The sequence below is a fragment of the Mesorhizobium sp. B263B2A genome, assembly GCF_020165775.1.
Classification (GTDB): domain Bacteria; phylum Pseudomonadota; class Alphaproteobacteria; order Rhizobiales; family Rhizobiaceae; genus Mesorhizobium; species Mesorhizobium opportunistum.
Window position 1 is genome coordinate 334078 of record NZ_JAIUIU010000004.1, and the last position, 11920, is coordinate 345997.

Genomic DNA, 11920 nt, shown 5'->3' on the forward strand with positions numbered 1-11920 from the left:
CACGGATCGTGACATTGCGAGGAACCATCGGGTCGGGATCCTACAAGCAGGCAGCGCTGGCGCTGCTTGTGGCCGGCGTTGCCATGGTGGCGGCCTCGATCCTGCTCGCGAGGCTGAGCTTCGATGCGGAGGCGCTCAAGCTCTCCCTGCAAGTGTCGGTGGCGGTGGCGGTCGGCGCGCTTTTCCTCGCCGGCCTGTTCATCCGCCGCATTTCCGACGACCGGCGGCAGATCGCGGAGAGCGAGCAGCGGTTCCGCCGGGCCATGGAGGATTCGGCGATCGGCATCGCGGTCGTCGGGTTGGACGGGCGCATTATCGAGGCCAATCCGGCCTTCGCGGTCATGCTTGGCTACAGCCGCGAGGAAATCGAGGCGCTGACCTTCTTCCAGATCACGCATCCCGACGACCTGCAGATCGGGCGCGAAACGATGGACGGCCTGAAGGCGGGCACCGTCCATGCCTTCCAGTTCGAGAAGCGCTACCTCAAGAAGGACGGCACACCCATCTGGGCTCATCTTGCCGGCTCCGTCATTCGTGACGAGACAAGCGGGCGGCCGCTCTATCTCGTCTCGCAGATCGAGGACATCGACGCGCGCAAGCAGGCCGAAGCGCGCATTGCCGAGGCCGAAACGCGTTGGAATTTCGCGCTGGCCGGCGCCGGCCAAGGTGTCTGGGACCTCGACGTGCGCAAGGGCGGCACGACCTACTCCTCGACCTGGGTCAAGATGCTCGGCTATGCCGACGGCGAACTCGATGGCGACCCGGACCATTGGCTGACGATGATCCATCCCGACGATCGCGAGGCCGTTGCCACGGCGGATCGGGCGCATCTCGACGGCAACACGGAATTCTTCGAAGCCGAGTTCAGGATGCGTCACAAGGACGGCCACTGGGTGTGGATCCTCGACCGCGGCAAAGCCATCGAACGCGACGCGGCCGGGCGTTTGACCAGGGCCATCGGCAGCTTGACCGACATCACCCGGCGCAAGGAGGCCGAAGAGCGCCTGACGGTGTCGGCGGCAATGCTGGCCGACGAGAAGGAACGGCTCAGGGTGACGCTGCAGTCCATCGGCGATGCGGTCATCTGCACCGATGCCGCAAATCGCGTCACCTTCATGAACCCGGTCGCCGAGAAGCTGACCGGCGTTTCCGGCGACGAGGCGCTCGGCAAGACGCTCGGCCATGTCTATTGGGCGGTCGACGAGGAGACGGGGCAGAGGATCGGCGTGGCCCGGCCGGCGATCGGAGCAGCGCCCTCCGACCAGAACAGCCGGGCCGTGCTCATCCGGCGCGACGACACGCGCTGCAGCATCCGCCAGGTGGTGTCGCCGATCATCAACGAGCGCAGCGAATTCTGCGGGCTGGTCATCGTCTTCCAGGATTTCACGGATGCGCGCGCCTTGCAGCGGCAGCTTGCCCATGCCGCCGCGCATGACGCGCTGACCGGCCTTGCCAATCGTTCGAGCTTCATCCGCACCATGGAGGAACTTGTCGATCAGGCCCGCAAGGACACCGCGGCGGCTGGAGGCGGCAGGCATCAGTTCATGTTCATCGACCTGGACCACTTCAAACTGGTCAACGACACCGGCGGTCACGCCGCCGGAGACGCCTTGCTGAAGCGGGTCGCCGAGGCCGTTCGCGGCGTGCTCGGTCCCGAAGATATCGTGGCGCGGCTGGGTGGCGACGAATTCGCCGTCATCCTGAAATCGGCTTCGACCGCTGGCGCCGGGATCGCGGCCCGCTCGATCATCGATGCGATAGCCGGCCTGGATTTCACTTGGGATGATCGGCCGCACGCGATCGGCGCAAGCATCGGGCTTACCGCGATTTGCGCCGATTGCGGCGAAGTCGACGAGATCATCGCAAGGGCCGACGCCGCTTGCTATGCGGCCAAGGCGGCCGGTCGCGGATGCGTTTCCGTGGCGCTGGACGACAAGATCACCGACGACAGGTCGGAACCATCCAAGCCGCTCGCCGCGGCATCCTGAACGGCTGACCGCGTCACACTTTTTCCTGGAATCGCGTCAGCGCGTCGGAACGGGGTGCTCGCCGCGATAGTCATAGAAGCCGCGTCCGGTCTTGCGGCCGAGCCAGCCGGCCTCGACATATTTGACCAGCAGCGGGCAGGGGCGATATTTCGAGTCCGACAGGCCGTCATGCAGCACCTGCATGATCGACAGGCAGGTGTCGAGGCCAATGAAATCGGCCAGCTGCAGCGGTCCCATCGGGTGGTTGGCGCCGAGCCGCATGGCGGTGTCGATGGCATCGACCGAGCCGACACCTTCATAGAGCGTGTAGATGGCCTCATTGATCATCGGCAGCAGGATACGGTTGACGATGAAGGCCGGGAAATCCTCCGAGACCGTGATCGTCTTGTCGAGTTGCTTCACATAGGTCTTCGCCGCCTCGAAGGTCTGGTCCTCGGTGGCGATGCCGCGCACCAGTTCGACCAGCTTCATCAGCGGGACCGGATTCATGAAATGTATGCCGATGAAGCGTTCCGGCCTGTCGGTCTGCGCGGCGAGCCGCGTGATCGAGATCGACGAGGTGTTGGTCGCCAGGATGGCTTCGGGATTGAGCTGCGGGCAGAGCTGGGCGTAGATCTTGCGCTTGACCGTCTCGTCCTCGGTGGCTGCCTCGATCACCAGGTCGGCGCCGGCCAGATCGGCCATCGCCGGTGCGGACGCAATGCGCGCCATCGCCTGGTTGCGCAGCTTCTCGTCGAGCTTGCCGGACCCCACCTGGCGGGCCATGTTGCCGCTGATGGTGGCGATGCCCTTCTCGATGCGGTCGGGCGAAATATCGTAGATCAGCACCTTATAGCCCGACAGCGCGGAGACATGGGCGATGCCGCCGCCCATCTGGCCTGCGCCGATGATGCCGATCGTCTCGATCTTGCTCATTACACCGATCCCGTCCAAAGGCCTTTGTGGCCTGCTTTTTGTGCGGTGCAAACTAAAAGGGCGGGGCGACTTCGTCTACCCCACCCCTGGTATTTAATACGCTTTGCCAGAGAGCGTCAAAGCGCCTTCTGCAACTCCGGCAGCACGACGAAGAGATCGCCGACGAGACCGTAGTCGGCAACCTGGAAGATCGGCGCCTCCTCGTCCTTGTTGATGGCGACGATGACCTTGGAATCCTTCATGCCGGCAAGGTGCTGGATGGCGCCGGAAATGCCGACCGCGATATAGAGATCGGGGGCGACGACCTTGCCGGTCTGGCCGACCTGCCAGTCGTTCGGCGCATAGCCGGCGTCGACGGCGGCGCGGGACGCACCGACGGCGGCACCGAGCTTGTCGGCGACCGGCAGGATGACCTCCTGGAACTTCTCCGAGGAGCCGAGCGCACGGCCGCCCGAGATGATGATCTTGGCCGAGGTCAGTTCCGGGCGATCGGTCTCCGACAGCTTGTTTTCGACAAAGGAGGACAGACCGGGGTTGGCCGCGGCCTTCACCGTCTCGACCGCTGCCGAGCCACCCTCGGGCGCCGCCTGGAAGGAGGCGGTGCGCACGGTAATGACCTTCTTGGCGTCGGTCGACTGCACGGTCTGGATGGCGTTGCCGGCATAGATCGGGCGCTTGAAGGTATCAGGCGAAACCACTTCGATGATCTCGGACACTTGCGCGACATCGAGCAGCGCCGCCACGCGCGGCGCGACGTTCTTGCCCGACGAGGTCGCCGGCGCGATGATGGTGTCGTAGCTGCCAGCCAGCGACACGACGAGTGCCGCCGTCGGCTCGGCGAGGCGCTCGGCGAGTTCGTCGGCCTCGGCGAGCAGCACCTTGCTCACGCCCTTGAGCTTGGCGGCGGCGTCAGCGGCGCCCTTGGCGCCCTTGCCGGCCACCAGCACATGCACGTCCGAGCCGATCTGCAGGGCCGCCGAAAGGGCCTTGGCGGTCTGGTCGGAAAGGGTGGCGTTGTCGTGTTCGGCGATGAGGAGAATGGTCATATTATCTGTTCCTTCCGATCTCAGAGCACGCCGGCTTCGTTCTTCAGCTTGTCGACCAGTTCGGCGACGCTCTTGACCTTGACGCCCGCCTTGCGGCCGCTGGGCTCCTCGGTCTTGATGACCTTGAGACGCGGCTTGACGTCGGCGCCGTAATCGGCCGGGCTCTTCTCGTCGAGCGGCTTCTTCTTGGCCTTCATGATGTTGGGCAGCGAAGCATAGCGCGGCTGGTTGAGGCGAAGATCGGCGGTGACGATCGCCGGCATCTTCAGCTCCACCGTCTGCAGGCCGCCGTCGACCTCGCGCGTCACCTTGGCCTTGTCGCCGTCGAGCACGACCTTGGAGGCGAAGGTGCCCTGCGCCCAGCCCAGAAGTGCGGCCAGCATCTGGCCGGTCTGATTGCTGTCGTCGTCGATCGCCTGCTTGCCGAGAATGACCAGTCCGGGCTGCTCGGCCTCGACCACGCCCTTCAGCACCTTGGCGACACCGAGCGGCTCGGTCTGTTCGTCGGTCTTGACCAGGATGGCGCGGTCGGCGCCCATGGCGAGCGCGGTGCGCAAGGTTTCCTGCGCCTGCTGCGGTCCGATAGAAACGACGATGATCTCTTCGGCCTTGCCGGCTTCCTTCAGCCGGATCGCCTCTTCGACCGCGATCTCGTCGAACGGGTTCATCGCCATCTTGACGTTGGCGAGTTCAACCGCCGAACCATCAGCCTTCACGCGAACCTTCACATTCGCATCCACAACCCGCTTCACGGGCACAAGGATCTTCATTTGCCTGTCACCTCTTCACGCTAGTTGGGCGCGCTATAACAGCCTGCGCCCCTTCTGAGTTGTCGAAAGCCGACATTCCTGACTGAATTCCGGCCAGACGGAATTCTGGCCGGATGGAAATTCTGGTCTTTGCCCGCCTTTAGGCTGCGGCGGAGACGTTTCCGTAGTTGCGGCAACCCTTGACGTCAATACGCCGCAAGCGGCTCAAATCGGTTCAGTTCGGGCCGGAAGGGTTTCCCCGACCCCAGCGCGTATTTGCGGCGGGCGGCTCGGGCGTCGCCGGCTGGGCCGCAAGCGGCGGCGGCTCGGGCGCGGCGGCCGGGATATCCTCGTCGGCGCCTGCAAATAGCGGCACGCCACGGCTGCGCAGGACAAGCACCAGCACGGCTCCGGCGATGATGCCGCCGATGTGGCAGGCCCAGGAAACCTGGTCCTCGCCACCGGCGGCGAACATGACGATCTGGAACAGCACCCACAGGACAAGCGGGATGAAGGCCGGAATACGCAAGGGAATACGGGCAAAGGCCAGCACCCAGACCTTCACCCTGGGATAAAGGATGAGATAGGCGACGACCACGCCGGCGATGGCGCCGGACGCACCGATCAGCGGCACTTGGGAGTCCCATGCGACCAGCCCCTGGAAGGCGGCCCCTGCGATGGCGCACAGGAGATAAAAGATCAGGTAGCGGATATGGCCGAGCGCGTCCTCGACATTGTCGCCGAACACCCACAGGAACAGCATGTTGCCGCCGAGGTGGAAGATGTCGGCGTGCAGGAAGGAGTAGGTGAGATAGCTCAGGCTTTCAGGGATGACGATGAAGCGGGGATCGAGTTCCGCCGTGTTGTGGACGACGGACGGGATGAAGCCGAGGCCGAGCACGGCGGCGTTGGTGAAGTTCTCGCCGCCGAGTGCGGTGGCGCAATAAACCAGCGCGTTGGCCACGATCAGGCCGATCGTCACATATTGCAGCCGGATGTGGCGCAGCCTGTTGGTGTCGTAAAGCGGGATGAACATGCGTGTCTGGTCCCCTTCCGCTTTTCGATCGGTTCAGCGGTTCTTGCCGGGAACCCATAGCACGTCGGCATTTCCGTTGTCATTGACCGCGCGGGCGGCGACAAACAGGAAATCCGAGACGCGATTGATGTATTTCAGCCCGTCGCCATTGACGTGTTCCGCCGGATCCTGGGCGAGCGCCACCATCAGCCGCTCGGCCCGCCGCGCCACCGTACGGGCGAGATGCAGGGCCGCCGCCGCCGGCGTGCCGCCGTTCAGCACGAAGGATTTGAGCGGCTGCAGGTCCTTGTTGAGGAGGTCGATATCCTTCTCGACACGGTCGGTCTGCGCGGCGGTGATCCGCAAGGGCTCATAGCCGAGCGGCTTGCCGTCGTCGGGCACCGCCAGGTCGGCGCCGAGGTCGAAGAAGTCGTTCTGGATGCGCGAAAGCATGGCATCGATCGCCGGGTGGGTCCGCGCCGTGTGCACGCGCGCCATGCCAATGCAGGCATTGGCTTCGTCGACCGTGCCGTAGGCATCCACCCGCAGATCGGATTTCAGCCGCCTTTCGCCGGTGCCGAGGCCCGTTGTGCCGTCATCGCCGGTGCGGGTGTAGATCTTGTTGAGCTTGACCACATCGCCTCCCGAACGACGTCATTTACGGGTGAAATACACCGCCAGCAGGATCAGCAACAGCGCCACGGCCTGCAGCATGACGCGCGCCTGCATCAGCTTGTTCGATGTGACGCCGGAACCGCCGCGCATCATGTTGATGAGGCCGCGGACCAGTACGATTGCCACGGCGACCATGACCAGAATGGCGAGGATGTTGAAGACGGTTGCCATGTTGCGTTCCAGTTGTTTCGGGTTAGGCGCGTTTGGCCATCAGGCGGTAGAGCATCGATGCCGGCAGCAAGCGCTTGAGCGCCGCGCCGATCCTGGCCGGCATTGTTACCACATAGTGCGGGCGCGGGCGCCGCGACAGAAGTGCATGGCGTAGAACCTTGTAGACCACTTCCGGCCCGGGTTTCAGCGCCGACTGGCTGCCGCCGGCGCGCAGCCGCTCCAACTGTGCCGCGTAGTCCACGCGATGCACGGAATTCTCGAGGTCGATGTTTTTCAGGAACCAGGGCAGGCCGTTGCTGGCGATCTTCGATTTCACCGGCCCCGGCTCGATCAGCGAAACATGGACACCGCTGCCTTCCAGTTCCTGGCGCTGGCAGAGCATCAGCGCCTCGAGCGCATGCTTCGATGCCGAATAGGCGCCGCGAAAGCGCACCGGCACCAGGCCAAGGATCGACGAGCAATGGACGATGCGGCCATGGCCCTGGCGGCGCATCACGGGTACCAGACGGCGGGTCAGATCATGCCAGCCGAAGAAGTTGACCTCGAACTGCTCCTTGAGCGCCGCCACCGACAGATCCTCGACGGCGCCGGCCTGCGCGTAGGCGCCGTTGTTGAAGAGCGCGTCCAGCCTTCCGCCGGAGCGTTCGAGCACTGAAGTCACCAGGGCGGCGATCGAACCCGGATCGCTGTAGTCGAGATGGAAGGCCTCGATGCCGTCGGTTTCGAGAGCGGCGATGTCTTCGGGTTTTCGTGCCGTCGCGAACACCCGCCAGCCCTCGGTCTTCAATGCGCGTGCGCAATAAGCGCCTATGCCGGAGGACGCACCAGTGACGATGATGGTGCGCAACTCTGTTGCGGGCGAATTCGTGGTTTGACGAAGGGTTGCCATTTGCCGCATTCACTTCCCATATTCGCGGCGTCGAGACAATCGAAGGGAGCGCGCGTTCTTGCTGCGGAATATTGTCGCCCTGCGCCGCGTGCTCTACGACGCGATCGGCCATTTCAACACCGATGACGGCTGGGCGATGGCCAGCCATCTGGCGATCACCTCGCTGATGGCGCTGTTTCCGTTCCTGATCTTCGCCACCACGCTGGGCAGCTTTCTCGGCGCCCAGGCCTTTGCCGACACGGCCGTGCATCTGGTCTTCGACACCTGGCCGGATCAGATCGCCAAGCCGATCGCGCATGAGGTTCTGAACGTGCTGACCGTCAGGCGCACCGACCTGTTGACCTACGGCGTGCTGCTGGCGGCCTATTTCGCCTCGAACGGCATCGAGGCGCTGCGCACGTCGCTCAACCGGGCTTACCGCGTCACGGAGACGCGCGGCATCATCTATCGCCGGGTGCAGAGCATCTTCTTCGTGCTGATCGCCACCGCCGGGTTCCTGGCGATCAGCGTGCTCCTGGTGTTCGCACCGCTGCTGGCGCGGCTGGCGGAAGCCCATTTCGAGTGGATCAAGCCCTATACCGGCACGATCACGCTGTGGCGCTACGTCATCGCCTCAGCCGTCATCATCGGCGGCTTGTTTGCCGTCCACTACTGGCTGCCGGCCGGCAAGCGCCGTTTCGTCTCGCTGGTGCCCGGCATCATCTTCACACTCGCGGCATGGCTCATCGGCTCGACGATCTTTGCCACCTATCTCGATCATTTCTCGTCCTATGTGACGACCTATGCTGGTCTCGCCTCGATCATGATCGCGGTGGTTTTCCTCTACATCGTATCGGCGATCTTCATCCTCGGCGGCGAGCTCAATGCCGCGATCAGCCGCTATCTGGAGGCACGTGCGCGGGTGGGATGACGGCTGAGGAACTGAGGAATTTAAGAATTGGAGAATTGAAGAAAAAGCGGCCATATCTGGCGCTGTGTGCTTCTTCCTCAATTCCTCAATTCCTCAATTCCTCAGTTCTTCCCTTCGCCTGCCGAGCGGTTGCCAGGCCGACGCCGAAGGTCGTGATCGCCATGCCGACGATCTGCAGGGCATTGAGCTGCTCGTCGAAGAGTGCCCAGGCGATGATCGCCGTCACCGCCGGCACCAGGTAGAACAGCGAGGCGACTTTCGACATCTCGCCATCGCGGATCATCACCATCAGCAGGAAAATAGCGCCAAGCGACAGCACCAGCACCAGCCAGGCCATGGCGAAGATCAGTTCGCCATTGATGATAACGGTGTGGGTTTCGAAGGCGAGCGCGGCCAGGATCATCAGGCAAGCACCGCCGACATATTGCCACATGGTGGCTGCGACAAGGTCGCCGCCGGAAGCGAAACGCTTCTGCCAGATGGTGCCGGCGCTCATGCCGAGCACCGAGACCAGCGAGGCGATCAACGTCGCCGCCGTCACTCCGCCGCCGAGCGCGCCGAGCTTGGGCCAAAGCACGATGACGATGCCGATCAGGCCGATGCCAAGGCCAAGCCAGTGGCGCGGCAGGATGGCCTCGCCGAGGAACTTGCCGGCAAGCACGGCCGTGATCAGCGGCTGCAGGCCGACGATCAGGGCTGAAAACCCGGCCGGCATGCCCCTGTGGATGGCCCAGAAGACGGCGCCGAGATAGACGCCATGCATCAGCACGCCGGCGCCAGTGGCGTGCAATGCCTGCTTGCGGGTGGCTCGTTTCGAGCCCAGCACAAGTGTCAGGACGGCCAGCAGGATCGCGGCTATCACGAACCGTGCGGCAAGGAAGGTGAACGGTTCCGCCCATGGCATGGCGTAGCGGGCGCCGATGAAGCCGGTCGCCCACAAGACGACGAAGGTGGCGGGGATGAACCGCTTGATGCTGTGCATTTTTCCTGAGACCGCCACGCTGGTGAGAATTGACCGTGGCGCTGCTCTAGTCCCGTTCAAGCCGGCGCGCAAAACGAAACGATTGATCCATGCATCACGGGAATTCAAGCGCATTGCGATTTTCCGGACCAGCCAGAGGTCAAAGCCCCACCATTCGCCTGATATCATCAGGCGATGCGCCCGCATCGCGCAGCTTGGCAAGGCCAGTGTCTCCAAGGCTCTTCGACAGTTTTCGCCCATCCGGCCCGAGGATGAGCAGGTGGTGGAAATAGGTGGGCTGCGGTAGCCCAAGAAGCTCCTGGAGCAGGCGCTGCACGCCTGTCGCGGAAAACAGGTCCTGGCCGCGCACGACATGGCTGACGCCTTGCAGGGCATCGTCCATGACGACGGCAAGATGGTAGCTCGTCGGAATGTCGCGGCGCGCCACGATCACATCGCCCCAGTCCCGCGGGCGGGCGGCGACCGCGCGCGTCGCCGACAGCGTCTCGTCGGTGAATTCGGTCCATGCGAGATCCCTGCCGACACGCGCCATGGCCGCGTCGACATCGAGCCGCCAGGCGAAGGGCGCATTTTCGGCGATCCGCCGCTTGCGTTCCCTGGCCGGCAGCGCCTTGTCGGCCGGGGGGTAGAGTGGCACGCCGTCAGGGTCGCGCGGCCAGTCGCGCCCGCGCTTTTCGCTGTCGGTGATGAAGGCGCGGATCTCGCCACGGCTCATGAAAGCCGGATAGACGAGTTCCTCGCTCATCAGCCGGTCGAGCATCGTCCGGTACTCGGCAAAATGCCCGGACTGGCGGCGCACCGGCTCCTCCCAGCCGAGACCCAGCCATTTCAGATCGGCCAGCACGCCCGCCTCGAATTGCGGCGTGCAACGCGTCGTGTCGATGTCTTCGATGCGCAGCAGCAGGCGACCGTCATTCGCCTTTGCCAGCTTCTGGTTGAGCAGCGCCGAATAGGCATGACCAAGGTGCAGTTCGCCGTTGGGGCTGGGCGCGAAGCGGAATGTCAGGAGCGTCATGTCTCGAGCGGCAATCGGGTTGTGCGGCGGTTTTGGCAGTTGCTACCTTGCGGCACATTCGCGGACAAGGATACCATGCAACGCATCGCCACACTCGACGACATCGCCCGCGGGCTCGATGCGCTTTGCGAGATCGACCCGCGCCTGGACAAGGTGCGCGGCATGGCGGGCGAGGTGCCGCTCAGGCTTTCCGAACCTGGCTTCAGGAGCCTGGCCTCGATCATCGTCTCGCAGCAGGTGTCGCGCGCCAGTGCAGACGCGATCTTCGGCCGGCTGACCAGGCTTGTCGACCCGCTGACGCCACAGGCGATCTTGGCCGCCGGCGAGGACATGTTCCGCGAAGCCGGCTTGTCACGGCCCAAGCAGCGCGGCCTGATCGCGGTTGCCCAGGCCGTGGCCGACGGCCTCGACCTTCATCACCTCTGTTCGCTCGACGCGGTCGAGGCCATCACGGCGATGACGGCGGTGCCCGGCATTGGTCCCTGGACGGCGGAAGTCTATCTGTTGTTTGCCGCGGGTCACCCCGATATCTTCCCCGCGCGTGACGTCGCGCTCCAAACGGCGGTCGGTCATGCGCTCGGCATCGACCCGCGTCCACCCGAGAAAGCACTGATCGCATTGGCCGAATCATGGAGCCCGTGGCGAGGTGTCGCATCGCGGCTTTTCTGGTCCTATTATCGCGAAACCAGGGGGCGGGACGCCGCGCCGCCGGCCTGAATCTGCAAAAAAGCATAAAAATCATGCGTTTTTGACGCTTCGGCAACGCGACAATCCGCTTCACATCCCTGTCATGTCAGGCTTACAGTATCCCCGCCGTTCGGGTCTAGAACCAAGGAGGTAAACACGTGACGGTTGCCGTATCTCCGGATGGGCTTCCAGCACTGGTGCTGAATGCGGATTACCGTCCGCTCAGCTATTACCCCTTGTCGCTCTGGTCCTGGCAGGACGCCATCAAGGCCGTCTTCCTCGACCGGGTGAACATCGTCGCCGAATACGAGCACGCGGTGTCGTCGCCGACCTTCTCGATGAAGCTGCCGAGCGTCGTCAGCCTGAAGGCCTATGTGAAGCCGTCCAGGCATCCGGCGTTCACGCGCTTCAACGTCTTCCTGCGCGACCGCTTCCAATGCCAATATTGCGGCACGCCCGACGACCTGACCTTCGACCATGTCATCCCGCGCCATCGCGGCGGGGCGACGACATGGGAGAATGTGGTCGCCGCCTGTTCGCCCTGCAATCTGAGGAAGGGCGGCATGATGCCGGCGCATGCCAAGATGTGGCCGCTGCAGAAGCCCTACCAGCCGACGGTGCACGATCTGCACAACAACGGCCGCCTGTTCCCGCCCAACCATCTGCATGAAAGCTGGATGGATTATCTATACTGGGACGTCGAACTGGAACCCTGAGATCGTTCGAGAATTCGGGAGGCTGGCCGCTCACTTATCAGCGGGTCGCGTTTAAGGACCGGCTTCCCCCACTCCGTCGCTGCTTCGCAGCGCCACCTCTCCCCCCTCCGGAGGGAGAGGAAGGGAGCCTCCCGGCACAGGCTCGCGCCCTTCCTCTACCCC

Annotated in this window: 13 protein-coding genes; 4 read left to right on the forward strand and 9 right to left on the reverse strand. The window is 64.0% G+C overall.

The features are described from left to right. Nucleotides 1-8 precede the first annotated feature (8 nt). A complete protein-coding gene (locus LB568_RS10855; RefSeq protein WP_224730099.1) occupies nucleotides 9-1988 on the forward strand; it encodes a PAS domain S-box protein in 1980 nt (659 codons plus the stop codon). A 36-nt stretch (nucleotides 1989-2024) separates the two neighbouring features. On the opposite strand, the gene LB568_RS10860 is transcribed toward LB568_RS10855, so the two are convergent. The 7 genes from LB568_RS10860 to LB568_RS10890 all read right to left on the reverse strand — a co-directional run bounded on the left by LB568_RS10860 (nucleotide 2025) and on the right by LB568_RS10890 (nucleotide 7448). Next, nucleotides 2025-2903 (reverse strand): 3-hydroxybutyryl-CoA dehydrogenase, encoded by an 879-nt coding sequence (locus LB568_RS10860; RefSeq protein ID WP_013892834.1) that lies wholly within the window; start codon nucleotides 2901-2903, stop codon nucleotides 2025-2027. 116 nt (nucleotides 2904-3019) lie between these two features. Beyond that, entirely contained in the window at nucleotides 3020-3949 is a 930-nt protein-coding gene (locus tag LB568_RS10865) for an electron transfer flavoprotein subunit alpha/FixB family protein (RefSeq protein ID WP_013892835.1), read from the reverse strand. 20 nt (nucleotides 3950-3969) lie between these two features. Next, on the reverse strand, nucleotides 3970-4719 hold the full coding sequence (locus LB568_RS10870) for an electron transfer flavoprotein subunit beta/FixA family protein (RefSeq protein WP_013892836.1): 750 nt from the start codon (nucleotides 4717-4719) through the stop codon (nucleotides 3970-3972). Between the two features lie 214 nt (nucleotides 4720-4933). Continuing rightward, complete coding sequence (locus LB568_RS10875; protein WP_140573186.1) at nucleotides 4934-5734, reverse strand: rhomboid family intramembrane serine protease; 801 nt, start codon at nucleotides 5732-5734, stop codon at nucleotides 4934-4936. Nucleotides 5735-5767: 33 nt separating this feature from the next. Further along, nucleotides 5768-6349, reverse strand: coding sequence for a cob(I)yrinic acid a,c-diamide adenosyltransferase (locus tag LB568_RS10880; RefSeq protein ID WP_013892838.1), 582 nt, complete (start codon nucleotides 6347-6349; stop codon nucleotides 5768-5770). Nucleotides 6350-6367: 18 nt separating this feature from the next. Then, nucleotides 6368-6559, reverse strand: a complete 192-nt coding sequence (locus tag LB568_RS10885; protein WP_013892839.1) for a twin transmembrane helix small protein — start codon at nucleotides 6557-6559, stop codon at nucleotides 6368-6370. Between the two features lie 22 nt (nucleotides 6560-6581). Next, a complete protein-coding gene (locus tag LB568_RS10890; protein WP_224730100.1) occupies nucleotides 6582-7448 on the reverse strand; it encodes an SDR family oxidoreductase in 867 nt (288 codons plus the stop codon). A gap of 58 nt (nucleotides 7449-7506) precedes the next feature. Here LB568_RS10890 and LB568_RS10895 point away from each other — a divergent pair, with 58 nt between their 5' ends. Beyond that, a complete protein-coding gene (locus tag LB568_RS10895) occupies nucleotides 7507-8358 on the forward strand; it encodes a YihY/virulence factor BrkB family protein (protein WP_013892841.1) in 852 nt (283 codons plus the stop codon). Nucleotides 8359-8443: 85 nt separating this feature from the next. Here LB568_RS10895 and LB568_RS10900 read toward each other — a convergent pair whose 3' ends face one another. Both LB568_RS10900 and gluQRS read right to left on the reverse strand, forming a co-directional pair. Next, complete coding sequence (locus LB568_RS10900; RefSeq protein ID WP_224730101.1) at nucleotides 8444-9340, reverse strand: DMT family transporter; 897 nt, start codon at nucleotides 9338-9340, stop codon at nucleotides 8444-8446. A 139-nt stretch (nucleotides 9341-9479) separates the two neighbouring features. Then, nucleotides 9480-10355: a tRNA glutamyl-Q(34) synthetase GluQRS gene (gene gluQRS, locus LB568_RS10905; RefSeq protein WP_224730102.1), complete on the reverse strand. Its 876-nt coding sequence runs from the start codon at nucleotides 10353-10355 to the stop codon at nucleotides 9480-9482. A gap of 75 nt (nucleotides 10356-10430) precedes the next feature. Between gluQRS and LB568_RS10910 the strand changes: the two genes are divergently transcribed. Both LB568_RS10910 and LB568_RS10915 read left to right on the forward strand, forming a co-directional pair. Next, nucleotides 10431-11072 (forward strand): DNA-3-methyladenine glycosylase family protein, encoded by a 642-nt coding sequence (locus tag LB568_RS10910; protein WP_013892844.1) that lies wholly within the window; start codon nucleotides 10431-10433, stop codon nucleotides 11070-11072. Nucleotides 11073-11200: 128 nt separating this feature from the next. After that, nucleotides 11201-11758: an HNH endonuclease gene (locus LB568_RS10915; RefSeq protein ID WP_010911702.1), complete on the forward strand. Its 558-nt coding sequence runs from the start codon at nucleotides 11201-11203 to the stop codon at nucleotides 11756-11758. Nucleotides 11759-11920 lie beyond the last annotated feature (162 nt).